The organism is Cyanobium sp. FACHB-13342 (genome assembly GCF_014697415.1).
In the GTDB taxonomy this organism is placed as follows: Bacteria; Cyanobacteriota; Cyanobacteriia; order PCC-6307; family Cyanobiaceae; genus Cyanobium_A.
Genome location: NZ_JACJRT010000014.1, coordinates 187,734 through 211,704 on the forward strand (window position 1 = coordinate 187,734; position 23,971 = coordinate 211,704).

Below are 23,971 nucleotides of genomic sequence, written 5' to 3' on the forward strand. Positions count from 1 at the left end.
TCTCCAGCCCCAGTGCCAGCTTCAGCCGAGGACCGAAGTCAAACCTGATGGGCTTTCAACCGAGAGACGGTTTTTTCAAGCAACTCGATCGAAACATCTTCGGCTGAGTCCACATCGGAATGGCCGAAAGGATTGTCGATATCGTCGATCAAACGCAACAGCAAGATCACAATGAAAGAAATTACCGCCAAAAAGAAAACTGACTCAGCAAGATTCTCAGCGCGCGCCATCACCAGACCGGCAAACAGCAACACCGCAGCAATATCCGCCATCCAGTACACCAGCGGCACAAACGTGGTGTCGCGAATGGTCTGCACCCGGTTCACCTTGAGCAGAATGGTGGCCATGTCCTGCATGAGTCGCCCCCGCAGGGTGGAGGCATCACCCTTGAACTGCACCGCAGCAAGCACCACCTCGCGGTGCAACTGCTCATGGCAAAGCAGGATTTGATCGGTACTGATCCGCTCCTTCAACCAATCCAGCAGGGAACGGCCCAAACCCGCCACAGCCTCAATCGCTGGCGCAACACGGGCCTCCGGGTGATAGGCCCGAATCGCCTGGATCTCAAGCGTCAAGGACTGCAGGGCTGTGGCCAATTCACCGGGAATCTTCTCGCTTTCCTTGAAATCCGTGAGCACGCCGCTCAACAGAAAGCCCAGCAGAAAAACGGTCGAGGCGACCATCGCCGAAAACAGCTGGTTGACGCTGATCCGCTCCAAACCCAGGGCATGCACCGCCACTTTGATGGCGCAGAGCACAAGCACCTGGAGAAACACGCCACGGATTTTTCTCAGACGACGCCGCCGCGCGGGTGGCCTGCCGGGCTGAGAAATGCTGGATGCCCTCGGACCGGTCATCGAAGGAGCAGTGTTCAAACGATGGCCGATCAATCGACCCATTCTGGCGATTTGAGCAGGCCGAAGCTGGTGTTCCAGAACACAAACGGGACGCTGACAGCGGCCTGGAGATCTAGGGTTGTTTGTTGGTCATCTTTCCCCATGGTTGAGGCTTTTCTGGCTGCGGTGCGCTCCAACGAAGACCTGCAACGCCAGATGCGCGGAGCCACCACGGCGGCTGACCTGGCCGCCGTGGCCGCCCAGGCAGGCCTGACCCTCGAACCGGCCGCCCTGGTCAAAGGGTTCGCCCAGTTGCTGCTCGAGAGCGACGACGCCATGGCCGTGCGCAACTTCGACAACCTCGGTTGGGACATGGGCGAGCTGCTGTGGGCCGCCAAGACCTGGGAGCGCCCGGATCAGGCCTGAGCCAGACGGCGCAGATAGCCCTCACGGCTGCCGGCATTGATCCAGCCCGTGGCAATGGTTTTGCTGTGGGTGGGGTTCACGCGGCCGCGGTGAATGTGGGAGGGCCCCGCCGGAAAGATCACGAGCTTGCCCCGCTCCGCTTCCTCGTGGTGACCCTGCCAATGAAATTCGGTGCCGCCCTCCGGCAGATCGTTGCAATAGAGGATCCAGGCCAGCACGCGGTGCACCGGCTCGGTGGCCTCGTCGCTGATCGTCCAGTCGCAGTGCCAGCGCTTGAAGCCCTCACCAGGGGCGTAGCGCTGCAGGTTGAAGATCGGATTCACGAACAGTTGCTGCTCCGGGCAGCAGTCGCGAAACAGGGGCCGCTCCTGCAGATAGCGCTCCAACCCCGCCGAAACCCCCCGCAGAATCACCTCCGCCAGGGCGAAGGCCTCGGGATCGGAGCGATCGATCGCCACCAGGCTGATATCGGTGGAGATCTTGGCCGGCTCTGCACCCGCCCCGGCCTCACCCTCGGGACCGAAGGCCACTCCGGGGCGCTGCAGATCAACCCGCCGCTCAAAGAAGGCCATCACCCCATCGGCCAGGGCGGCGTAGCCAGCATTCCGGTAGGGGGCGATCAGATCCATCACGGGCACTCCTCCGGGAGGTCGAGCCAGGGAATGGCCACCACCGCATCCAACTCCTGCCAGCGCTCCCGCGGGGCCACCCGCTGGGGCCCCAGGCCCACCCGCTCCAAGGCCTGGGCCACCCGCCCGACATCCAGGGGGCCCGGCGGGCCCATGGGCATCACCAGCACCTGCTGCTCGGCGGGGTCGGCCATCACCTGAAGGTCCAGATCCTCCAGCTCCCGCTCAAAGAACAGACGCCGCATCCGGCCGCTCAGCACCGGACCCAGAGCACCCGCAAAGGCCTCCAGCCCCTCCCGATCGCCGCTGCAGCCGCAGTTGAGCGACAGCCAGATCATCAGCTTGGCCCAGCTCTCGGTGCTCCACAGCGGCTGAAAGCTCTCGCGGTGCTGCCGCACCAGCTCGCCGATGGCGAAATCGAACAGGGTTGCCTGCAGGTTGGTGGCCTTCATACCTGCCATCCTGCCCACGGGCGGGCAGACTGCAAAAGCACGTGCCTGCAGCACCCATGGCCCTCGACTTCAACGACCCCGATCTGGAGTTCGGCGATCTCGTGTACGCCTACCAGAGCTGGGTGATGGCGGTGATCAACGACGAGAAGCTGGGTGGCGACGACAAGCTGCTCACCGAGGAGATCGCCGACGACGCCCTCAATGCCATGCGCTTCCTACCCGGCGAGGTGACCAGCGCCATCGAAACCAGCCTCGCCCGCGTCTATGACGTGGATGCCGACGAGCTGGCCAACCTGCTGTTCCCCGAAGGCTGACGCCCCACAACCGGTCTGGCGCCCCTGCTCGCCCGGGCAGCAGCTGGACGGCACTGGTGACCCACGGAGGTCAGGAGTCTGGGACCGGGTTGGCTCGACAACACGCCGAAACCACTGACAGAGAGCAAGGGCAAGCCATTCAGGCTCAATCGGCATGCATGATCTCGACACGCCCATCGGCGGCGGCAGCGAAAGGCTGCATCTGATTCGCAAGATCGAGTTCAACAACGGTCAGACACTGGCCCCAGCACGCATCAATTACGTCACCCTGGGCACGCCCCAGCATGACCTGGACGGGCATATCACAAATGCGATCTTGCTCATTCATGGAACGGCAAGCAGCTGGCAGATGTATGCCGAAGACTGGTGGACTAGCCAGATGTACGGCCCTGGTCAACCCCTAGATCTCCACAGCACGTTTGTTATTATTTCAGATAATATTGGCGCAGGACGTTCCAGCAAGCCCAGCGATGGCCTGCGCATGGGGTTCCCCGCCTATCAGCACAGCGATGTGGTGCGCGCCCAGCACCATCTGGTGACCAACGAGCTTGGCATCAAACAATTACGGGCCGTCATCGGCAGCTCCTATGGCGGCAGGCTCACCTGGCAATGGGCTGTTCAATATCCCCATGTGGTGAAGGGCATTATTCCGATGATTGCCTCCCCATTTGCCCTGGCCGGCCGTCGTGGCATGCAAGATTATCTCGGCATTGAACCGTTGCTCATTGATCCAACCTGGGACGGCGGCAATTACAAAGAACCCCCACGGAACTTCCCCTTGGCCATCATGGCCTATTGGATCTTTATGTCTGGGGTCAACCATCTCTGGAATGCGGCTCCCACCCGGGAGCGATCCCTGCGTCACCTGCCCAGGCTGGCGGAAAAGATTGCCGCAAAAATAGATGCCAACGACTGGATTTATCAACTACGTGCCAATGACGAATTCAACGTGTCCCCAAAGCTGGAGGAGATTCAGGCCCGCGTGCTGGCCATCGCCGTGGATGGGGACGAAATGGTGCCGGTGGAGCTCGGACAACTGGAGGAGGCCAAGCGAAGACTCGGTGACAAAATGGAGATTCTTCTCGCCAGGGATTCAGGCAGAGGTCATGCCGCCTTGCAGCATGAGATTGGGGCTTGTGCAGCCCAAATCAACCAATTTCTGAAATCCCTTGACTGACAACCTTGGGCCTAGCAAAGCCGTTCAAAGGCTGCCGCAATCCAGAGGTGCCCATTGCATGGGAGCGTCCAGTGCGCGATGCCGGGTTCGAACCAGCGACATCCTGCTTGTAAGGCAGGCGCTCTACCGCTGAGCTAATCGCGCGTGAGGCGCAACCTACACCACATCTCCATGGTCCGTCGCCAGCCCAGCCCAGCCTCCGTGCCGCAGACGCTGCGCTGGCAGCTGGAGGCCTGCGCCGTGCGGCTGCTCCTGGCCCTGCTGCGGGGACGCAGCCATCGCACCATGGTTCGCGGCATCCGCCTGGCCCACCAACTCGCCAGGCCCTGGCTGCAGCAACGGCACGCCACGGCCCTGGCCAACCTGCAACGGGTCTACGGCGCCGAGCTCTCCCCCGCGCAACGCCAGACCATCGCCGAGCGCTCAATCGACAGCTTTTTTCTCTCCTGCCTCGAATCGATCATCCAGCCGGTCGACAGCACCCTGGTCCGCGCCGAAGGGGAGGGGCTGGACGACCTGCTGGCCCTGCATCGCCAGGGCCAGGGGGTGATCGTCGGCTCCCTGCATCTGGGCTGCTGGGATCTGGCCCTGCGTTGGCTCAGCGAACAGATCGACACCCTCTCGGTGGTCTTCCGGCCGGCCCACAACCCCATCAGTGATCGCCTGCTCAACCGTGCCCGCAGCGCCAACAGCCACTGCGGCTGGATCTCCCAGTTCGATGCGAAAGCGATGTTTCGCTGTCTGCGGGGGGGCGGCAGCCTGGTGATGATGACCGACCTCTACAGCGGCGACAGTGACCTGCAGGTCGATTTCCTGGGCCTCTCCACCCGCTTCGCCAAGGGGCCGGCCGCCCTGTCCCAGAAATCGGGCTGCCCCCTGTTTCCGGTGGCCCATGTGCGCGAGGACGACGGCCGCTTTCGCCTGATCTGCGGTCCAGCGCTCTGGCCGGGCCAGGGCGACGAGGCCCTGGCGGCCCAGATGGCGGCCCTGGCCCGCTGGCACGAGCCCTGGATCCAGGCCTACCCCGAGCAGTACTACTGGATCAACCGGCGCTGGCGGCCAGGCGATGGCAGCGGCGAGCGGTTGCGCGCCATCGGCCCACCCGTCCTGCGGGGGCATTGAACCGTGGCCAGCGGCCGCAGCCACGACCGGGCCACCTGGGCCCTGAGCCTGCCCTTCGGCCTGCTGTGGTGGCCGCTGTTGGGCCTGGCAGGCGTGGCCTGCGCCGGGCTGGCCTTTCTGCTGGGGGGCCTGCTGCTCTCCCCCGACCTCGACACCCGCTCCAACCCCACGCGCCGCTGGGGGCCCCTGCGGCTGCTGTGGTGGCCCTACCGGCGGCTGCTGCGCCACCGCTCGGTGATCAGTCACAGCCCCGTGGTGGGCAGCTGCGGGCGGCTGCTTTACCTGGGCGCCCTGCTGATCGGCCTCAGCTGGCTGGGCCAACCCCTCGGCACCCCCGCGCCAGCCGCCCTAGTGCAGGGGGCCCTGCAGCTCTGGCAGGGGCACCAGCCCCTGGTGATCGCGGCGCTGGTGGGCCTGGAGGCCAGCACCTGGCTGCATCTGCTGCAGGACGGTGATCCGATGCCCAAAACGCCGCGGCTGCTGCGGCGTTGGCGCCGGCGGCGCCGGTGAGAGGGTGGCCCAACCGCGCACCGCCAACCGTCACCGCCATGGGCTCCCCCTCCAGCACCCCCACCCTTGCGGCCCTCGCCGAGCTGATCGCCGTGGTGGCCCGGCTGCGGGATCCCGAAGGGGGCTGCCCCTGGGACCGGGAGCAGACCCACGCCTCCCTGGTGCCCTACGTGCTGGAGGAGGCCCACGAGGTGGCCGATGCCATTCGCCACGGCGACGACCAGCACCTGGCCGAGGAACTGGGCGACTTGCTGCTGCAGGTGGTGCTGCACGCCCAGATCGCCAGCGAAGCAGGCCGCTTTGACCTGGCGACCATCGCCACGGGCCTCAGCGCCAAACTCGTGCGCCGCCACCCCCACGTGTTCGCCGCAGCGGAAGCTGCCGACAGCGCGGCGGTCAAGCAGCTCTGGGACGCGATCAAGGCGGAGGAACAGATCCAAGGCAGGTCCACCGAGGCCCTGGCCAGCACCAGCCCCCTCAGCGATCGCCTGGCGGGCAAGGTGCGGGGCCAGCCCGCCCTGGCCGGCGCCATGACCATCTCGAAGCAGGCCGCCGCCGCCGGCTTCGAATGGGACGGCATCGACGGTGTGTGGGAGAAGGTGCACGAGGAGCTCGAGGAGCTCAAGGAAGCGGTGGCCGAAGCCAGGGCCAGTGGGGATCGGGCCCACGCCCAGGAGGAGCTCGGCGATCTGCTGTTCACCCTGGTGAACGTGGCGCGCTGGTGCGGCATCGACCCCGAGGCGGGCCTGGCCGGCACCAACCGCCGCTTCCTCGATCGCTTCTCCCGGGTTGAGACCGCCCTGGGCGGCGATCTGCAAGGCCGCAGCATCCGCGAGCTGGAGGGCCTCTGGCGGCAGGCCAAGGCGGAGATTCGGGCCGAACACGGGTCGCCAACCAGCCCCTAAACCCCTGGCAGCCCCACCCTCACAAATTCTGTACAGGCTGTACAGATTCAGGACACCGCCCGCACGCACCTCCCGGCCCGTCTGCCCTTGGTGCTTTCAGTCGTCCGGCAGCTGGGGGCGCGCCTGCCGCTGGCCCTTGATGGCACCGCGCTGCTTCTTGGCCGCCAGGCGCCGCTCCTGGGAACCCCGGGTGGGTTTGGTGGGCCGGCGCGGCGGGGGCGGGGGCTTGATTGCCTCCTGCAGCAGCGCCACCAGGCGCCGTTGCGCTGCCACCCGGTTCTGCCACTGGGAGCGGTGCTCACTGGCCGCGATCACCACGCAGCCATCCACCAGGGTTCCCTCCAGCCTCCGCAGGGCCCGGGCCCGCAGCAGCGGCGGCAAGGCCTGGGAGGCCGCCAGATCGAACACCAGCTCCACCCGCGAATCGGTGGTGTTCACGTTTTGGCCGCCGGGCCCCGAGGAGCGCGAAAAACGCCAGGTCAGGGCGGCCGCCGGAATACGCAGCGCCGTGCCACCCACCCGCGGGATCTGCAGATCAGCTGTGGGCTGGGCGCCGGCCATCTCTCCACTCACCTGAACCTCAGGCTGTCACGGGGGGCACACGGGCGGTGCGCAAAGGTGGAAGCAGGAATCCAAGCGCCCATGGCCGAGAGCAGCAGCCAACCCGCCCCCGCCCCCAGCTGGATCGACGAGATCTTCGACGGCGTGCGCTACGGCCTGGCCGGCCAGGTGATCGCCGAGCAGCAGTCGGACTTCCAGCGGGTCACCATCATCGAGAGCGAGCGGTACGGCAAGGGCCTGCTGCTCGATGGCTGCTGGATGACGGCCGAGCGCCAGGAGCGGCACTACCACGAGGCGATCGTGCACCCGGCCCTCTGCAGCGCCGCCAGCATCGAGCGGGTGCTGGTGATCGGCGGCGGCGATGGCGGCACCGCCCGCGAGTGCCTGCGCCACGCCGGCGTGCAGCACCTCGACCTGGTGGAGATCGACGGCCTGGTGGTGGCGTGGAGCCAGCAATACCTGCCGAGCATCGGCGACGGGTGCTGGAGCGACCCCCGCTTCCACCTCACCGTGGGCGATGGCATCGCCTGGGCCGCGAACGCCCCGGATGCCAGCTACGACGTGGTGATCGTCGACGGCTCCGACCCCGCCGGCCCCGCCGAAGGGCTGTTCAACCGGGCCTTCTTCGAGCAGTGCCGCCGCATCCTGCGGCCCGGCGGCGTGTTCGCCACCCAGAGCGAATCGCCCGAAGCCTTCCGCCAGGTGCACCTCGACACGGTGAAGCTGCTACGCGAGGTGTTCGGCCACGCCGATCCGCTGTACGGCTGGGTGCCCATGTACCCGAGCGGCTGGTGGAGCTGGACGTTCGCCGCCAGCGATGGCCGTCGTTACCTGCAGCCGGATCCCGCCCGCGCCGCGGCCGTGGTCGCTGGCTCGGAGATCTGGAGTCCCCGCTGGCAGCGCGGCGCCTTCGACGCCATCCCCGCCGCCATCGAACGGGAGCTTCAGTAGCAGCAGGTGCCGCTGGTGCGCTGCTCCCGCAGGCGCTCGTGCTGTTGGCTGATCAGCAACACCGCCAGGGTGGGGTGGTTGTGCAGCAGGTTGAGGAACCGCAGGCGGTCGAGGCGCAGGATTTCCACCGGGGTCCGGGCCACGGCGTCATTGCGGTAGATGCCATCCCGCCAGACGATGTCCTGGTAGCTGAACAGCTCACCGGGCCGGTAGCAGAGCTTTTCGCCGGCTTCCCCAATCACTTCGATGATGCCGCGGCGCACGCCATAGATGGAATCGGCCCGGGATCCCCGAACAAACACCTTGGCGCCGGTGGGGAGCGTGAGCACCTCACAGTCCACCTGAGCCGCCATCAGCTCGATCGGCGTGTTGATCGTCGGAGACGCCACCAATTCAGCCACCCCCTCGCAGCACCAGGAGTCCTTAATACAGCTCCATCACCCCCCACGCCTAGTGACGAGGACCACAGAACACGGATTTGCAGGAAGCCTTTAGATTTGCTTCAGCTTTCCGTCAGGGCCGATTCGAGGCTGAGCTGGTGGTTGGGCTCGGTGGCCGTTCCTGCCCCGGAGGGAGGTGCCGCCATCACCGGCAACCGCGGCGGCCGGGCCGTCCAGTGGTGGCACCACAGTTCGGCGGCGAAGTCGGGATGGATCGGCAGCTGGCGCAGCTGGCACCAGCCGAATTCCGCCCCACTGGGGGGAGCGCAATGGCGGCAGCTGCGGCAGCAGGGACGCTGACCCATCCAGACGTGGGGTTTGGGTCTCTCAAGGTATGCACGGCTACGGAATCCGGGTAGGCGGAGAGCCGAATCTTCCAAGTTGCTTCTGGATTGCCGCAGGGTCTGCATAGGATCCGGCCATGACCCTCCAGCGCACCCCCCTCTTTGATGCCGCCCGGGCGGCCGGGGGCCGGATGGTGCCCTTCGCCGGCTGGGAGATGGCCGTGCAGTTTTCCGGGCTGGTGGCCGAGCACAACGCCGTGCGCCAGGGCTGCGGGATGTTCGACATCTCCCACATGGGGGTGCTGAGCCTGCGGGGGGCGGGGGCCAAGGACGCCCTCCAGGGCCTGGTGCCCACCGACCTGTTCCGCATTGGCCCCGGCGAAGCCTGCTACACGGTGCTGCTCAACGACGCCGGCGGCATCCGCGACGACGTGATCGTCTACGACCGGGGCCAGGTGGCCAGGGACGATGGCAGCAGCGATGGCAGCACCGACGAGCTGCTGCTGGTGATCAATGCCGCCTGCGCCGAGGCCGACACGGCCTGGATCCGTAGCCAGCTGGAGCCCCAGGGGATCACGGTGGCCGACCGCAAGGGCGATGGCGTGCTGCTGGCCCTGCAGGGCCCCGGGGCCCAGGCCCGGCTGGAGGCCCTGAGCGGAGCCAACCTGGCGGGCCTGCCCCGCTTCGGCCACCGGGAGCTGGATCTGCCGGGCCTCGGCAACGCCTTCCTGGGCCGCACCGGCTACACCGGTGAAGACGGCTTCGAGCTGCTGCTGCCCCGCGAGGCGGGCCTGGCCCTGTGGGCCCAGCTCCTGGCGGAGGGCGTGACGCCCTGCGGCCTCGGCGCCCGCGACACCCTGCGCCTGGAGGCAGCCATGCACCTCTATGGCTCCGACATGGATGGGGCCACCACGCCCCTGGAGGCGGGCCTGGGCTGGCTGGTGCACCTGGAGATGCCGAAGCCCTTCATCGGCCGGGCGGTGCTGGAGCGCCAGACCGCGGAGGGGGTGGAGCGGCGCCTGGTGGGCCTGACCCTGCAGGGCCGTGCCATCGCCCGCCATGGCTATCCGGTGCTCCAAAACGGAGAGCGGGTGGGGGAGATCACCAGCGGCACCTGGTCGCCGACCCTCGGCCAAGCCATTGCCCTGGCCTACGTGCCGGTGGCGGCCGCCAAGCTGGGCACCGAACTGGCCGTGGAAATCCGCGGCAAGGCCGAGCCGGCGGTGGTGGTGAAGCGTCCGTTTTATCGGCGCTGACAGCCCCACCATCACCCCCCGGGTGGGACAATCGCCCATTGCTCTTCCCACCTCCTCAGCATGCGCAGCCACGGATGCGGCGACCTGCGCCCCGATGCCACCGGCCAGGCCGTTCAGCTCTGCGGCTGGGTGGACCGCAGCCGGGACCATGGCGGGGTGATCTTCATCGACCTGCGCGACCGCAGCGGCACGGTGCAGATCACCGTCGACCCGGACAACGGCGCCGCGATGTTCGCCGTGGCCGAGCACCTGCGCAATGAAACGGTGGTGCAGGTGCAGGGCACGGTGCGGGAACGCCCCGCCGACGCCATCAACGACAAGCTGGCCACCGGCCGCATCGAGGTGCTTGCCAGCGCCATCACGGTGCTGAATGCCGTGAAGGGCAACCTGCCCTTCCCCGTGTCGGTGCACGACGAGGAGAACACCCGCGAGGAGCTGCGGCTGCGCCACCGCTACCTCGACCTGCGCCGCGAGCGCATGAACGGCAACCTGCGCCTGCGGGCCCGCACGATCCAGGCCGCCCGCCGCTTCCTCGAAGACCAGGGCTTCATCGAGGTGGAAACCCCGGTGCTCACCCGCTCCACGCCCGAAGGCGCCCGCGACTACCTGGTGCCCTCCCGGGTCTGCGGCGGCGAGTGGTTTGCCCTGCCCCAGTCGCCCCAGCTGTTCAAACAGCTGCTGATGGTGGGCGGCATCGAGCGCTACTACCAGGTGGCCCGCTGTTTCCGCGACGAAGACCTGCGGGCCGATCGCCAGCCGGAATTCACCCAGCTGGACATCGAGATGAGCTTCATGGGCCAGGAGGAAATCCTGGAGCTCAACGAGGCCCTGATCACCAGCATCTGGCAGGCCGTCAAAGGCGTGGAGCTGCCCCGCCCCTTCCCGCGGCTCACCTGGCATGAGGCCATGGCGCGCTACGGCACCGACCGGCCCGACACCCGCTACGGCCTGGAGCTCACCGATGTGTCCGACCTGGTGGCCGGCATGGGCTTCAAGGTGTTCTCCGGCGCCGTGGCCGCCGGCGGCTCGGTGAAATGCATCGCGGTGCCCGGCGGCAACGACGCCCTCAGCAACGTGCGCATCAAGCCCGGCGGCGATGTGTTCAGTGAGGCCCAGGCGGCCGGCGCTGGCGGCCTGGCCTTCATCCGGGTGCGCGAGGGCGGCGAGATCGACACGATCGGCGCCATCAAGGACAACCTCTCCGAGGCCACGAAGGCCGAGCTGCTGGAGCGCACCGGCGCCGAGCCCGGCACCCTGATCCTGTTCGGCGCCGGCGACACCGCCACGGTGAACAAGGCCCTCGATCGGGTGCGCCAGTTCCTGGCCCGCGAGCTGGGGCTGGTCCAGCCCGACCGGGACAACGACAGCTGGAACTTCCTCTGGGTGGTGGATTTCCCGATGTTCGAGTTCAACGCCGGCGAAAACCGCCTCGAGGCGCTGCACCACCCCTTCTGCGCCCCCAACAGCGAAGACCTTGGGGCAGATCCCGCTGCCTGGGCCACCACCCTGCCCACGGCCCGCGCCCAGGCCTACGACCTGGTGCTCAACGGCCTGGAGCTGGGCGGCGGCTCGCTGCGCATCCACGATTCGGCCCTGCAGCGCCAGGTGCTGCAGACCATCGGCCTGCCCCTGGAGGAGGCCAACCAGCAGTTCGGCTTCCTGATGGACGCCCTCGACATGGGCGCCCCGCCCCACGGGGGCCTGGCCTTCGGCGTGGACCGGATCGTGATGCTGCTGGCCGGCGAGGAGTCGATCCGCGACACCATCGCCTTCCCCAAAACCCAGCAGGCCCGCTGCCTGATGACCCAGGCGCCCGCCGGTGTGGCCAACCAGCAGCTCGAAGAACTGCACGTGGCCAGCACCTGGGTGGAGGAGGAAGCCGGCTGAAAACCAAAACAAATCGGAGCAATCGGCGTCGCCCGGGCCGGCGGTGGCAACCGTGAGAACGCCCCTGCCCCTTTGGGTTGCCCAACTCCCCCGCCATCACCGACCTGGTGCGGCTCTACCTCCAGGACATCGGCCGGGTTGACCTGCTGAGCGAGGAGGAGGAGCTCACCCTGGCCCGCCTGGTGCAGCAACGGGAACAGCTGCTCCAGCAAGGGGAAGCCAGCGCGCTGGATGGGGCCGAACGGCGCCGGGCCCTGCACCGCGGCAAGCGGGCCAAGGAGCGGATGATCCAGGCCAACCTGCGGCTGGTGGTGGCGGTGGCCAAGAAATACCAGCGCCGGGGCCTGGAGCTGCTCGATCTGGTGCAGGAGGGCACCCTGGGGTTGGAACGGGCCGTGGAGCGCTACGACCCCACCCGGGGCTTCCGCTTCAGCACCTACGCCTACTGGTGGATCCGCCAGGGGATCACCCGCGCCATCGCCAGCCAGAGCCGCACGATCCGGCTGCCGGTGCACATCACCGAGAAACTCAACCGGATCAAGCGTGCCCAGCGGGAGCTCACCGCCCGGCTCGGCCACACCCCCAGCGTGGCCGAGATCGCCCGGGAGCTGGAGCTCAGCGAAGCCGTGGTGCGGCAGACCCTGCTGCAGGTGCCGCGCCCCGTCTCCCTGGAAGGCCGCGTCGGCAAGGACCAGAACACCGAGCTGGGCGATCTGCTGGAGGACAGCCACGACACGCCCGAGCAGGAACTGGCCCGCGAGCAGCTGCACGACGACCTCGAAGCCCTGCTGCAGGACCTCAACAGCCGCGAAGCCCTGGTGATCCGCCAGCGGTTCGGCCTGGAGGACGACACCCCCCGCACCCTCACCGAAATCGGCGAAGCCCTGCACCTGTCCCGGGAGCGGGTGCGCCAGATCGAATCGCGGGCCCTGCTGAAACTGCGCCAGCCCCAGAACCGCTGCCGGGTGAAGGATTACCTCGGCAGCCTCGACTGAGGCCCCCAGCCCAACGAGCCAAGCCGACGAATTGGGACTACAAGGAAGGCAATCCGGATCCGCCGCCATGGCCAGCACCACACCCCCCATCGACATCGGCATCCCCGAAGCCCAGCGCCTGCAGATCGCGGAGGGGCTCGGCCGGGTGCTGGCCGACAGCACCGTGCTCTATGCGAAAACCCACGGCTTCCACTGGAACGTCACCGGGCCGATGTTCAACACCCTGCACCTGATGTTCATGGAGCAGTACACGGAACTGTGGACCGCCCTCGACGCCATCGCCGAACGGATCCGGGCCCTGGGCTGCCCGGCCCCCTTTGGCGGCGCCACCTACGGCCAGCTCTCTTCGATCCCGGAAAGCCAGGGCATCCCGGCCGCCCTGGAGATGGTGCGCGAACTGGTGCTGGGCCATGAGGCCGTGGCCCGCACGATCCGCAGCGTGATGGTCACCGCTGACGCGGCCAACGACCAGCCCAGCGCCGACCTGCTCACCCAGCGCCTCCAGATCCACGAGAAGACGGCCTGGATGCTGCGCAGCCTGCTGGAGGCCTAGCCGGCTGGGGCGCCCTTGGGGTGCCCGGTACATTGAAGAATCCGCCGCAGGGACATGAGCAAGTTCGTTTTCGTGACCGGCGGCGTCGTGTCGAGCATCGGCAAGGGGATCGTGGCCGCCAGCCTGGGGCGCCTGCTCAAGAGCCGCGGCTACAGCGTGTCGATCCTCAAGCTCGATCCCTATCTCAACGTGGACCCGGGCACGATGAGCCCTTACCAGCACGGGGAGGTGTTCGTCACCGATGACGGCGCCGAGACCGACCTCGACCTGGGCCACTACGAGCGCTTCACCGATACGGCGATGACGCGCCTCAACAGCGTCACCACCGGCTCGATCTACCAGGCGGTGATCAACAAGGAGCGCCGCGGCGACTACAACGGCGGCACGGTGCAGGTGATCCCCCACATCACCGGCGAGATCCGCGAACGCATCCACCGGGTGGCCGCCAACAGCCACGCCGATGTGGTGATCACCGAGATCGGCGGCACGGTGGGCGACATCGAATCCCTGCCGTTTCTGGAGGCCATCCGCGAATTCCGCGGCGATGTGGGCCGCCAAGACCTGGCCTACGTGCACGTGACCCTGCTGCCCTTCATCGGCGTAGCGGGCGAACTGAAAACCAAGCCCACCCAGCACTCGGTGAAGGAGCTGCGCTCGATCGGCATCCAGCCGGACGTGCTGGTGTGCCGCAGCGACCGGGCGATCACCAGCGACCTCAAGCGCAAGATCGGTGGCTTCTGCGGCGTGCCGGAACGGGCCGTGATCCAGGCCCTCGATGCCGACAGCATCTATGCGGTGCCCCTGGCGATGGAGCAGGAGGGCCTCTGCCGCGAGGTGCTCGATGTGCTGCAGCTCGCCGACCACGACAGCGACATGGCCCGCTGGCAGGAGCTGGTGACCAAGCTGCGCCATCCCGGCCCCGCCGTGAAGGTGGCCCTGGTGGGCAAGTACGTGCAGCTCAACGACGCCTACCTCTCGGTGGTGGAGGCCCTGCGCCATGCCTGCCTGGATCGGGATGCCTCCCTCGATCTGCACTGGGTGTGCGCCGAACAGATCGAAACCCAGGGGGCCGAAGCCCTGCTGGCCGGCATGGATGCGGTGGTGGTGCCCGGCGGCTTCGGCAACCGGGGCGTGGACGGCAAGGTGGCGGCCATCCGCTGGGCCCGGGAACAGCGGGTGCCCTTCCTCGGCCTGTGCCTGGGCATGCAGTGCGCCGTGATCGAGTGGGCCCGCAACCAGGCGGGGCTCACCGGGGCCACCAGCGCCGAGCTCGATCCCGACACAGCCCATCCGGTGATCCACCTGCTGCCGGAGCAGCAGGACGTGGTGGACCTGGGCGGCACGATGCGGCTGGGCGTGTACCCCTGCCGGCTCACCGGCGGCACCATGGCCCAGCGGCTCTATGGCGACGAGGTGGTGTATGAGCGCCACCGCCACCGCTATGAGTTCAACAACGCCTACCGCAGCCTGTTCCTGGAATCGGGCTACGAGATCAGCGGCACCTCACCGGATGGGCGCCTGGTGGAGCTGATCGAGCTGAAGGACCACCCCTTCTTCACGGCCTGCCAGTACCACCCCGAATTCCTCTCCCGCCCCGGCAAGCCCCACCCCCTGTTCCGCGGCCTGATCGAGGCGGCCCAGCAACGGCTGCCGCGCTCTCCCCAGGAGATGCGGGCCCAGCCGAGCAGCGAGCAGGGAGCCCCGCTCAGATCTGCTTGAGGGAATCGGTCTTGTCCTTGAACTCGCCCAGCAGCAGCTGCAGGTAGGTCACCTTGCGCAGCTTGATGTTGGCGGTGAGGGACATGCCCACCTGCAGCGGCAGGCTCTTGCCGGATTTGAGCTTGAGCTGCTGGCTGTCGAGGGTGAGGGTGGCGGGGAAGCGGTAGGTCTGGTGGCGCTCGTCGGGGGGTAGGGCGTCGGAGCCGATGCCCTTCACGGTGCCGAGCAGCACGCCGAAATCGGTGGCGGGGAAGGAATCGATGCTGATGTCGGCCGGGCGGCCCACTCGCACAAAGCCGATGTCGCTGCTCTCGATCTCCACCTTGGCCTGGAGGGCATCGAAGGGCACGATCTTCATCACCGGCTCACTGCCCTGGGCCACAAAGCCGGGGCCGGTGGGCTTGAGATCAAACACCACCCCGTCCACCGGGGAGCGCACATCCTGGTAGCGGATATTCACCCGCAGCTCGGTGAGCTTGCTGCCCAGATCGGCCAGCTCCCCCTTGAGCTGCTCCACCGCCTGCTCGAGGATCGCGCTCTGGCGCAGCCGATCCACCTTGAGCTTGGCCAGCTCGCCCTCCACCTCGCGCACCTTGTTGCGCTGCTGGAGGTATTGCAGCTCGGCGGAGGCGCCCACCGCCTTGAGGCCCGCCAGGCGATCGAGGATCTCCCGCTCGAGCACCAGGTTCTGGCGGGTCACCGTTTGCTCGGTGTCGTTGAGGTTGAGGTAGCGGGCCAGCTCCACCTCCTTGAGCCGCAGCTGGGCCTGCTTGGCGGCGATGGTGGTGCCCAGGCTCTGCTGGCGGTCGAGGGTGGCCTCGTTGTCGAGGCGCAGCAGCACCTGGCCTTTGGTCACCCGCTGGCCGTCTTTGACGAGCATGGTTTCGAGCACGCCACCCACCGGCATCTGGATGGTTTTGACATCGCCGATCGGCTGGAGCTTGCCGGGGGCCACCACCACCTCATCGGTTTTGGCGAAGGCCAGCCAGGCCAGGCCCACCGCCGTGGTGCCCAGCAGGGCCCAGGTGATGGTGCGGGCCAGGAAGCGCGATTGCTGCAGCGCCATCTCCTCATGGCTGGTCTGCACCCGCCGCTCAATGGCGTTCTGGGCGCGGCGCACGATCGACATCAGCTGGCCTCCTGTTGGCGGTAAAGGGCGTAGTAACGGCCGCGGCGCTCCATCAACTCGTCGTGGGTGCCCGTTTCCACCACCGCTCCTTCGTGCAGCATCACGATCAGATCGGCCCGGCGGATGGTGGAGAGCCGGTGGGTGATGAAGAAGACGGTGCAGTGCTGGAGGTTGTCGAGCAGGTTGTCGCAGACGCGGCGCTCGGTGTCGTAGTCGAGGGCGCTGGTGGCCTCATCGAGCACCAGCAGGCGGGGCTGGGAGAGCAGGGTGCGGGCCAGGGCCAGCCGCTGCCGCTGCCCCCCCGAGAGCCCGGCGCCACGCTCGCCCACGTTGCTGCTGTAGCCAGCCGGCAACTCCATGATGAAGTCGTGGGCGCAGGCCAACCGGGCCGCCTGCACGATGGCGTCGCTGCTGGCATCGGGATCGGTGAGGGCGATGTTTTCGGCCACGGTGCCGGTGAACAGCAGGGGCTCCTGGGGCACGATGCCGATCTGGCGGCGCAGGGAATAGAGCTCGACCTTGTCGATGTCGTAGTGGTCGATCAGGATCCGGCCGCTATCGGGGGAATAGAGGCGGGCGAGCATCTTGGTGAGGGTGCTCTTGCCGCTGCCGCTCTGGCCCACCACGCCCACGAAGGTGCCGGCGGGGATGGTGAGATCGATGTGGCGCAGCACCTGGGCGCCGCCGGGGGTGAAGGAGAAGCAGAGGTCGTCGAAGCAGACCTCCCCGGCGATGGGGGGCAGGGGGATCTTCTGCTTGTCGGCCTCGTCGGACTCCTCGGGGGTGTCCACCACATCGGCCAGCCGCTCAAACGACACCTTGAGCTCCTGGATGCTCTGCCAGATCGAGGAGAGCCGCAGCAGGGGCTGGGTGACGTAGCCGGAGATGATCCGGAAGGCGATCAGCTGGCCCAGGGTCATGTCGCCGGAGAGCACCAGGGAGGCCCCCACCCAGAGCACCAGCAGCTGGGAGAGCTTCTGCAGCACCTGGGAGGTTTCCGACAGGGCCGTGCCCGTGATCGTTTTCTCGAAGCTGCGGGAGATGTATTTGCCGTAGAGGTCTTGCCATTTCCAGCGGCTGATCATCTCCACGTTCTGGGCCTTCACCGTTTGAATGCCGGTGAGCACCTCCACCAGGTGGCTCTGGGTGCGGGCGTTCTCCTGGGCCGCGTCGCGGTATTGGCGGCGGAACAGGGGAGCCCCGAGCACGGTGAGGCCGATCTGGATCGGCAGCACGCACAGGGCGATCAGGGTGAGCAGCCAGCTGTAGAGCAGCATCACGGCGATGTAGATCACCGAGAAGGCCGTATCGAGCAGGGTGGTGAGCGCCTGGCCGGTGAGGAAGTTGCGGATCTTCTCCAGCTCGGCGATGCGGGTGCCGAGCTCGCCCACGGGGCGGCGATCGAAGTAGTTGAGCGGCAGCCGCAGCAGGTGGTCGATCACCTCGGCGCCGAGGCGCAGGTCGATGCGATTGGTGGTTTCGCTGAACAGGAAGGTGCGCAGGGCGCCGATCACCCCCTCCATCAGGGTCACCACCACCAGGGCAAAGCCGAGCACCTGGAGGGTGTCGAGGCTGCGCTGGTTGATCACCTTGTCGATGATCACCTGGATCAGCAGGGGGTTGGCCAGGCTGAACAGCTGCACCACAAAGGAGGCGATCAGCACCTGGGTGAGGATGCCGCGATAGCGCTGCAGGGCCGGCCAGAACCAGGCAAAGCCGAAGCGCTGCTCCGGGGTGGCGGAACTGCGCTCCAGCAGGAGCACATCGATGCCGTCGGGGAAGGCCTCCGGCAGCTGGTCGGGGAGGAGCTCCACCCAGCCGTCGCGCGGCGAGGCCAGCAGCAGGCCGCGGGCGTTGGCGCCCCGCACCACGGCAAAGCCGCCCTGCCAGGGGATCAGGGCCGGCGTCTGCAGCCGGGTGCCCTGGGTGGCCGGCACCCGCACGCCGCTCACGTGGAGGCCCATCATCGCGGCGAGGTTGCCGCAGAGCTGGAGGTCCGGCGTCTGGCCGCGGCGCAACACATCGCGCAGGATCTTCTCGATCGCATCGCGGCGGAAGGGGAGCTTGAGCTCGGCCGCCAGCATCTGGAAACAGGCGAGGGTTTCCTCGAGGGGGCCGTTGCCGCGCAGCAGCTGCAGGGCCGTGCGATCCCGCTGGCCCAGATCCAGGGCCGACGCCAGCGGCGGGCCTGCGGCTCCAGCGGAGGTGCCCGCCGGGCTGCCATCGCCTTCGGGCATCAGCTCGGCCTCCAGCACCGGACCCACCGGCTCCAGTAGGCCCGCCGGCAGGGCGATCAGCCGCGGCGGCAGGGGCGGCGTGGCGGCGGGCACGCCCTGGCGGGGATTGAGCGCGGCACCGAGGGGGTGGTCCGGCAGGTTGTGGCTGGCGGCCAGCAGGCTGAGATCGGCGGAGAGGGCGGCGAGGGCCGCGGGTTCCGGCGCCACCAAGCGGGCCTGGGGCCGGGCCTGCTCCAGCAGCTCGAGCAGAGACGTGCGCGCCTGGGGATGCTGCTCCAGCTGCAGGGCGAGCAGGGCGGCCAGCTCGGCGGTGAACAGCTCGGCCGCGCACCAGGCAGCAAAGGAGGGCTCGGTGGCCAGCAGCTCCAGCACGAGGGCATCGGCGAGCACCCAGGCCTGCAGCTCGGTGCCGGCACTCACCTCTTCACAGGCTGCGGCGCGCAGCAGGGAGGCCAGCCCCACAAAGCTGCCGGGGCCGAGCTTCTCGGCGGTGCGCAGCCGGCCCTGATCCCGCACCAGCAGCCGGGCGCTGCCGGCTTCGATCAGCAGGATCTCCGCGGCAATCACGCCGGCCTGGGAGAGGGGATCGCCGACGGCAAACACCCGGCGGCTGAGCTGCTGCTCCACCCGGCTGCGGCCGGCGGGTGACAACCCGGCGAAGGCGGGATGGGCCGGCAGTGACAGTGGGGCGGTGACGTCCATGGCGCTCATGATGGGCCGGAGCTGGGCTGCTGGCCCGCATCGGGCGACACGCCGATCTGCAGCAGGGGCCGCAGCTCAGAGAGGCGACGCTCCACCTCGTCGCCGATCCACTGCTCAAAGAGTTCCTGGGCCATGCGGGCGGCGGTGGCCGCATCAAAGGTGGCGGGGGTGAGGCTCTCGAGGCGCACCACCAGCCACCAGGATTCGATCCGGAAGGGCTCGAGCACCACCCCCGGGGGCGCGGTGCGCAGGCGCTCAGCCAGTACGGGATGGGCCTGGGTGAGGGGCACGGGGCCGACGATGCCGCGGGTGGCCTTCTCCGGACCTTCGGCATAGGTGGCGGCGAGATCGGCGAAATTGGCCTCGCCGTCGTCGATGCGGAGGTAGAGCTCCCGCGCCAGGCCGGGATCCTGCAGCCGCAGCAGGCTGTACACGACGCGATCGAGCTGGCTCTTGCGCTGCAGGAAGCGGGCTTCCGCCTTGGGGGCGAACTGGCGCTGACTGAATTTGAATTGGCGGGCCGGGCGCAGGGCCTGGGCCGCCAAGGCAGCCGGACTGAGTAGTTGGGCCTGGGCGTAACGCTCCACAGCGGCCTGATCGGTGAGCTGCAGCTCCCGGGCGAACAGGGCCTTGGCCTGTTGCACCTCCTCGTCGGTAAGGGGTTCCTGATCGACGACGGCTTCGAGGCAGTCGGCACGAATGAAGGCCCGCAACAAGCCCCGATGGGCCAATTGGCGGAGCACATCAAGCGGCAGGTCTACCCATTCGGGCGAAGTGCTAATCATTGGATGCCGTAGGAAGTAGAGCCTTCGGAAGCCAAGTGCTGCGGGAAGATCTCCTGAGCCAAGAGGTGGAAAAGAACCTAAAGGATGGACCGGAATGGAACAATCAGACAGGGGCGAAACATTGCGGCCATGCCCCCATTGATGCCATTAAAGTCTACTACTGGGGACGAAAAGGGAAGGTGTTGGCCGTGCGATTGACACCATTCGGCAAAACTACGTGCCCCTGTTGTTGGCCCTGCCCGAGGATGGAGCCCATGGCCGAGGTCAACCTGTGATGTCCACACCCGGGAAGGACCTGAACCTCCCGGGAGTAGAAACCTTCCACTGCTTCCAGGGTGAAAGCCTTCACGCCGGCCGCAGCGCTTTCTTCATCCGGCGGGGGGGGGGCATCGTGGTGAACCCGGCCAAGAACCGCCGCACCACGATCTTGGGCCCCTTTGCCACACCCTGGACGCTGCGAAAGTGCCACTGCACCTGTTTCGCGCTCTAGCCCAAAGCACATCGGCCACCACCTCCTGAGCTGATGGCGGGGTGCGATGAGCTGAAGGTGCTAGTGCATAGGCCGGAGAATCTGGCGTTCGCCGAAGAAATGGCCGGGCAGGGGCTGGGCGGCCAAAGGAAAGCCGGGAGCCCAATCCTGCACCTACAAACCGGATTGATCACCGTGGATGGCCAAAGCCTGACCATCCACTATTTGCGCCGGCACCTGCAGTGGCAACTCAGATTGCAAAGCAATAAGTTGCAGGGGGTGCGGTGAATGGGGCTGAATATTTAGACCAAGTCAGATCCAATCAGTTGGGTGACCATCTTCACCTTCCCACCCCAATCGAACTGCTGCTCGGTGAAATCAACTAGGCCGTCTTTGTCCGAATCCAGAGTGCTAAGGCGATGGTCTGCCAAGAAGGTTTGATAGCTGGAACCAAGAGCCTTGGTGAAGCTATCCACCGTGACACCAGTGGTGTAGGTAGCCGTTGAACCCGAATGGGCGTAACTTGACATGAAATAGAGATCGCTGTCGACGCCCACCGAATCCTGCATTCCCGTGACTTTAGTATCGAGATCAATAACAGTCTTTGAGGTAACAGCTTCTGAACCCTTCCGCAGACCAGCTTTAAGTAGAGCAGCATTCCCACCGTAGCCACCAATCAACTTGTCAAACCCATCTTTATCGAGGATTCCATTAAAAGCGCGAGCATTCTTAAACTCGTTGTCGCCATAGGCAGTGGACCCTCCAATTATATCATCCGTCAAAACATCATTATCATCAATGTAGCTGACCTCAAAGGACAGAGCCTCAAGGTCGTCGACAATCTTCACTGTCCCGAGCATGGCATCGAGCCCTCCCGAGCCATCGGGTGCAGCAGAGACGCCGCTATAATACAGCGGATTTAAATCAAATTCAAGCTTGAAGACAAAATAGATTAGAGAATCCGGATCCTGATTAAAGCCAGCCCAAGATTCGCTCTGAATGGTGATTTTCCCCGTGGCAGAGTCATACGAGAAATCCCCCGCACCCAATACAAGGGGGTCGCCCTCATAAACCAATCCACCAAAGGCGTCATAGCTAACGGACTGATACACAGAAATGGAAGAACCATCACGCAGCTGGAAGCCTCCGAGCTTGGATGCCAATTCCGGGAGATCTACAATAAAATCGCGATCGATCGCACTGTCGACAGCAACACCCAAAGCGAAGTTACCGCTATTGGTGGCAGACAGCTTGTACTTCATCGTACCGTCAGCGGCCAAGAACGGCGTCCACACCAGGCGGAACTGCTGGCCAGGATCCGCACTAGAGAAGTCGATCTGATCAAGATCACCATTGCCGAAGCGAACGGGGTCCATGACGCTGAACTCATAGGCGTCGTAGGTGACGAAAGCGCCTTCGCTATCGGTAGCGGTTACAGCAACACGATAGAAGCCAGATTCCTTGAATGAAATAACACCATTAATAATCTGATATTGAGCAGAAGAAACGGCTGATCCACTAAAGTTAGTGACGGAGTACGTATAAACAAGAGGCTCGCTACCCTGGTCGACATCATCAAATGCCAAATCTCCAAAGAGGTTAAAAGAAACATTCTTGAGGAGGGCGATAGTTGAATCAAGGGGCTCGACATCAACTACTGGGCCATCGTTGGTGCCGAGGATCGAGACCGTGATGACTTTGCTGGTGCCGTCTGCGGTGGCGACGGTGATGGAGTCGGTGTAGGTCGTGCCGTCAACGAATTCGTTGTGGGCGGAGTCGGCGGTGTAGGTCCAAGCGCCAGCGGTGGTGATGGAGAACTTGCCGAAGCCGTTGCTGCCGGCGACGTCGGTCTGGGCGACGAAGGCAGCGGAACTGTCGACGTCGGTGGCCGACAGGCTGCCGCTGGTGCTGATGGCGGCGGCGGTGTCACCTTCTGTCAGCGAAGCGGTGCTGGTGCCGGTGATGACGGCGGCATCGTTGGTGCCGAGGATCGTGATCTCAATTTGGATCGGAGACTGACCCCCATTCCGCACACTAAACGAGTCCTTTCTCGTGGCACCAGCAGCTAACGATTGAACCGTAGAATTGTCGTTGTCTAGCGTATAAGTCCAACCTCCATCTGTCGCAACAACTGCAGTACCGAGAGTCGCGCCCGAGCCTGACACCAAGGCCCAATTACCACCAGACGTCGTTCCATTGGCATCTCCAGAGGCAACTCCGAATGTATCCGTTGGCTGGAGAGAATTATTATCCCCCCCTAGCTCTGTGACATTACCAGAGGTATCTCCAGAAATGGCCCCGAAGCTGTATGTGTAGTTGAATGTAGGATCGCCAGTTAAGCCAGTTCCCGCCGTATCGAATTTGAACGCGGTTGCTCCAATGGTTGAATCACTGGCATTGTTAAAAGCAGCCAGGTCGGTCGCCAAAAGAGTGGCCGCGAAAGCCCGTGTTCCCACGCCGCCGCTTCCGGAGTCAGTGACGACCGCAGTCACCGTCTTCGCCTGCCCCGTCCCCCAGGATATGGAGAGCGTGATTTCATATTTATTTGTTACTGGTCCTGATCCGGTTGATGTTAATGTGACATTGACAAGTCCTTCTACTAATAAATTTCCATTCGCTTGTATGGTAAAAGTGGGCGTCCCATTTATGCCATTGGATTTATAAGTATTGGTGGTTGCCGCGGCCGCCTCCACCCCAACCTCCACCCCATCAATCGTCAGGGTGGTGCTGTCGACATCCGCCTGAATCGCGGCCAGCTGCTCGGTGGTGAGATCGTTGCCCAGCACCAACTGAGCAAACAGCTCGCCTTCGTCGCCGAGGGTGTCGGTGCTGCCGTTGAGGCGCGTGTCGAGGGCGTGGCCGATCTCCTCGAGCAGCACCGCCAGGATCGCGGCGTTGTCGCCGCTGCTGAGCAGCATCTCGCTCAGATAGGTCGTTTCCGTGCCGTCGGCACCCACCACCGCATAGGCACCCAGGGCACCGTTCATCTCCGTGGCGCTGGCCACGGCGAAATTCAGGCCCACAAGGCCCGTGCCGGACGCCAGCAGCTCGATCAGCGCGGGATCACTGCTGCCGAATACCTGTTGCAGCAGGGCTTCGAAGCCGGTCGGATCGGAGCTGGCGGAGGTGGCGAGATAGGCCCAGGCTTTCTGGAGCGACGCCTGCAGCTGCTCCTCGGGGGTGAAGGCGGTGTAGTCGCCATCGGCGTCCCACCAGCCGTTGTCCCCAAGCGTGATCGGGCCATCTGAAGGCGTATCCGTGCTCACCGGCTCGCTGGACGCGACCTCCACGGTCACGGTCGCCGTCGTGCCCTCAGCGTCCGTAAGCACGACCGCATCGCTCTCAAGGCTGGCATCCAGCAGAACGGGCTCGGGAGCGAGCCCGGTGATCGGATCCAAAGCGAGGAGGTCGGCCATAGGAGTGGGTTATGTAAACGATGCGCAACCTTGACAAAAGTTCCTGGGCATGAAGGAACCTTATTTGGCTCAAGCGCCAACTAAATTAACCCCGAAACGCTAGCACCAAGCTCCGGCCGGCCTGCAGGACAGGGCTACGCGCGGCCCACAGCGAAGGTAGCGATCAGCTCTAAAAACCATTGCGGTGCAAGGGCTTTGACGAATCTGAGAGATCGC

At 65.8% G+C, this 23,971-nt stretch carries 23 protein-coding genes, 1 tRNA gene and 1 pseudogene; 14 read left to right on the plus strand and 11 right to left on the minus strand.

What is annotated here, in order from left to right:
• Window positions 1-38: 38 nt before the first annotated feature.
• The gene (locus H6G16_RS11440; RefSeq protein WP_190390435.1) at window positions 39-899 is read right to left on the minus strand and encodes a bestrophin family ion channel; all 861 of its coding nucleotides are present in this window, start codon (window positions 897-899) and stop codon (window positions 39-41) included.
• A 99-nt stretch (window positions 900-998) separates the two neighbouring features.
• Here H6G16_RS11440 and H6G16_RS11445 point away from each other — a divergent pair, with 99 nt between their 5' ends.
• Entirely contained in the window at window positions 999-1,262 is a 264-nt protein-coding gene (locus H6G16_RS11445) for a Nif11 family protein (RefSeq protein ID WP_190390436.1), read from the plus strand.
• Here the strand turns inward: H6G16_RS11445 and H6G16_RS11450 are convergent.
• Window positions 1,253-1,891: a 2OG-Fe(II) oxygenase gene (locus tag H6G16_RS11450; RefSeq protein WP_190390437.1), complete on the minus strand. Its 639-nt coding sequence runs from the start codon at window positions 1,889-1,891 to the stop codon at window positions 1,253-1,255. The genes H6G16_RS11445 and H6G16_RS11450 overlap by 10 nt on opposite strands.
• Window positions 1,891-2,343, minus strand: coding sequence for a protein phosphatase (locus H6G16_RS11455; protein WP_242036383.1), 453 nt, complete (start codon window positions 2,341-2,343; stop codon window positions 1,891-1,893). The genes H6G16_RS11450 and H6G16_RS11455 overlap by 1 nt, the downstream gene beginning before the upstream one ends.
• Window positions 2,344-2,399: 56 nt before the next feature.
• Here H6G16_RS11455 and H6G16_RS11460 point away from each other — a divergent pair, with 56 nt between their 5' ends.
• Together H6G16_RS11460 and H6G16_RS11465 are read left to right on the plus strand one after the other, a co-directional pair.
• Window positions 2,400-2,657, plus strand: coding sequence for a hypothetical protein (locus H6G16_RS11460; protein ID WP_190390532.1), 258 nt, complete (start codon window positions 2,400-2,402; stop codon window positions 2,655-2,657).
• A 154-nt stretch (window positions 2,658-2,811) separates the two neighbouring features.
• Window positions 2,812-3,834 carry an alpha/beta fold hydrolase gene (locus H6G16_RS11465; RefSeq protein ID WP_190390439.1) on the plus strand — a complete coding sequence of 341 codons (1,023 nt, stop codon included), beginning with the start codon at window positions 2,812-2,814 and terminating at the stop codon, window positions 3,832-3,834.
• 72 nt (window positions 3,835-3,906) lie between these two features.
• On the opposite strand, the gene H6G16_RS11470 is transcribed toward H6G16_RS11465, so the two are convergent.
• A tRNA-Val gene (locus H6G16_RS11470) sits at window positions 3,907-3,978 on the minus strand.
• On the opposite strand from H6G16_RS11470, the gene H6G16_RS11475 reads away from it, so the two are divergent.
• From H6G16_RS11475 to mazG, 3 genes are read left to right on the plus strand one after another with little or no spacing between them, the layout of a single operon-like run.
• Window positions 3,979-4,956, plus strand: a complete 978-nt coding sequence (locus tag H6G16_RS11475; RefSeq protein WP_190390440.1) for a lysophospholipid acyltransferase family protein — start codon at window positions 3,979-3,981, stop codon at window positions 4,954-4,956.
• 3 nt (window positions 4,957-4,959) lie between these two features.
• Entirely contained in the window at window positions 4,960-5,466 is a 507-nt protein-coding gene (locus H6G16_RS11480) for a DUF2227 family putative metal-binding protein (RefSeq protein WP_190390441.1), read from the plus strand.
• Between the two features lie 38 nt (window positions 5,467-5,504).
• A complete protein-coding gene (mazG, locus tag H6G16_RS11485; RefSeq protein ID WP_190390442.1) occupies window positions 5,505-6,371 on the plus strand; it encodes a nucleoside triphosphate pyrophosphohydrolase in 867 nt (288 codons plus the stop codon).
• Window positions 6,372-6,467: 96 nt separating this feature from the next.
• On the opposite strand, the gene arfB is transcribed toward mazG, so the two are convergent.
• Window positions 6,468-6,932, minus strand: coding sequence for an alternative ribosome rescue aminoacyl-tRNA hydrolase ArfB (gene arfB / locus H6G16_RS11490; protein WP_190390443.1), 465 nt, complete (start codon window positions 6,930-6,932; stop codon window positions 6,468-6,470).
• 81 nt (window positions 6,933-7,013) lie between these two features.
• On the opposite strand from arfB, the gene speE reads away from it, so the two are divergent.
• Window positions 7,014-7,883, plus strand: a complete 870-nt coding sequence (speE, locus tag H6G16_RS11495) for a polyamine aminopropyltransferase (RefSeq protein ID WP_190390444.1) — start codon at window positions 7,014-7,016, stop codon at window positions 7,881-7,883.
• Here speE and H6G16_RS11500 read toward each other — a convergent pair.
• Together H6G16_RS11500 and H6G16_RS11505 are read right to left on the minus strand one after the other, a co-directional pair.
• On the minus strand, window positions 7,877-8,272 hold the full coding sequence (locus tag H6G16_RS11500) for a Crp/Fnr family transcriptional regulator (protein ID WP_347238875.1): 396 nt from the start codon (window positions 8,270-8,272) through the stop codon (window positions 7,877-7,879). The genes speE and H6G16_RS11500 overlap by 7 nt on opposite strands.
• A gap of 113 nt (window positions 8,273-8,385) precedes the next feature.
• Complete coding sequence (locus H6G16_RS11505; protein ID WP_190390540.1) at window positions 8,386-8,628, minus strand: hypothetical protein; 243 nt, start codon at window positions 8,626-8,628, stop codon at window positions 8,386-8,388.
• A gap of 116 nt (window positions 8,629-8,744) precedes the next feature.
• Here H6G16_RS11505 and gcvT point away from each other — a divergent pair, with 116 nt between their 5' ends.
• The 5 genes from gcvT to H6G16_RS11530 all read left to right on the plus strand — a co-directional run bounded on the left by gcvT (window position 8,745) and on the right by H6G16_RS11530 (window position 15,017).
• The gene (gcvT, locus tag H6G16_RS11510; RefSeq protein WP_190390445.1) at window positions 8,745-9,863 is read left to right on the plus strand and encodes a glycine cleavage system aminomethyltransferase GcvT; all 1,119 of its coding nucleotides are present in this window, start codon (window positions 8,745-8,747) and stop codon (window positions 9,861-9,863) included.
• 60 nt (window positions 9,864-9,923) lie between these two features.
• The gene (gene aspS / locus H6G16_RS11515; RefSeq protein WP_190390446.1) at window positions 9,924-11,750 is read left to right on the plus strand and encodes an aspartate--tRNA ligase; all 1,827 of its coding nucleotides are present in this window, start codon (window positions 9,924-9,926) and stop codon (window positions 11,748-11,750) included.
• A gap of 77 nt (window positions 11,751-11,827) precedes the next feature.
• Window positions 11,828-12,745, plus strand: coding sequence for an RNA polymerase sigma factor, RpoD/SigA family (locus tag H6G16_RS11520; protein WP_190390447.1), 918 nt, complete (start codon window positions 11,828-11,830; stop codon window positions 12,743-12,745).
• Between the two features lie 67 nt (window positions 12,746-12,812).
• Window positions 12,813-13,298 (plus strand): Dps family protein, encoded by a 486-nt coding sequence (locus H6G16_RS11525; RefSeq protein ID WP_190390448.1) that lies wholly within the window; start codon window positions 12,813-12,815, stop codon window positions 13,296-13,298.
• Window positions 13,299-13,352: 54 nt separating this feature from the next.
• On the plus strand, window positions 13,353-15,017 hold the full coding sequence (locus H6G16_RS11530; protein WP_190390449.1) for a CTP synthase: 1,665 nt from the start codon (window positions 13,353-13,355) through the stop codon (window positions 15,015-15,017).
• Here H6G16_RS11530 and H6G16_RS11535 read toward each other — a convergent pair.
• The 3 genes from H6G16_RS11535 to H6G16_RS11545 are packed head-to-tail and all read right to left on the minus strand — an operon-like array spanning window position 15,004 to window position 19,870.
• Window positions 15,004-16,146: an HlyD family efflux transporter periplasmic adaptor subunit gene (locus H6G16_RS11535; protein WP_190390450.1), complete on the minus strand. Its 1,143-nt coding sequence runs from the start codon at window positions 16,144-16,146 to the stop codon at window positions 15,004-15,006. The genes H6G16_RS11530 and H6G16_RS11535 overlap by 14 nt on opposite strands.
• Window positions 16,146-19,085: a peptidase domain-containing ABC transporter gene (locus H6G16_RS11540; RefSeq protein WP_190390451.1), complete on the minus strand. Its 2,940-nt coding sequence runs from the start codon at window positions 19,083-19,085 to the stop codon at window positions 16,146-16,148. Before H6G16_RS11540 ends, H6G16_RS11535 begins: the two co-directional genes overlap by 1 nt.
• A 5-nt stretch (window positions 19,086-19,090) precedes the next feature.
• A complete protein-coding gene (locus tag H6G16_RS11545) occupies window positions 19,091-19,870 on the minus strand; it encodes a peptidylprolyl isomerase (RefSeq protein ID WP_190390452.1) in 780 nt (259 codons plus the stop codon).
• A gap of 274 nt (window positions 19,871-20,144) precedes the next feature.
• Between H6G16_RS11545 and H6G16_RS13150 the strand changes: the two are divergent.
• Window positions 20,145-20,246 (plus strand): annotated as a pseudogene (locus H6G16_RS13150) (7-carboxy-7-deazaguanine synthase QueE); the annotation flags it as partial.
• Between the two features lie 147 nt (window positions 20,247-20,393).
• Entirely contained in the window at window positions 20,394-20,627 is a 234-nt protein-coding gene (locus H6G16_RS11550) for a hypothetical protein (RefSeq protein ID WP_190390453.1), read from the plus strand.
• 14 nt (window positions 20,628-20,641) lie between these two features.
• Here H6G16_RS11550 and H6G16_RS11555 read toward each other — a convergent pair whose 3' ends face one another.
• Window positions 20,642-23,755 carry a VCBS domain-containing protein gene (locus H6G16_RS11555; RefSeq protein WP_190390454.1) on the minus strand — a complete coding sequence of 1,038 codons (3,114 nt, stop codon included), beginning with the start codon at window positions 23,753-23,755 and terminating at the stop codon, window positions 20,642-20,644.
• Window positions 23,756-23,971 lie beyond the last annotated feature (216 nt).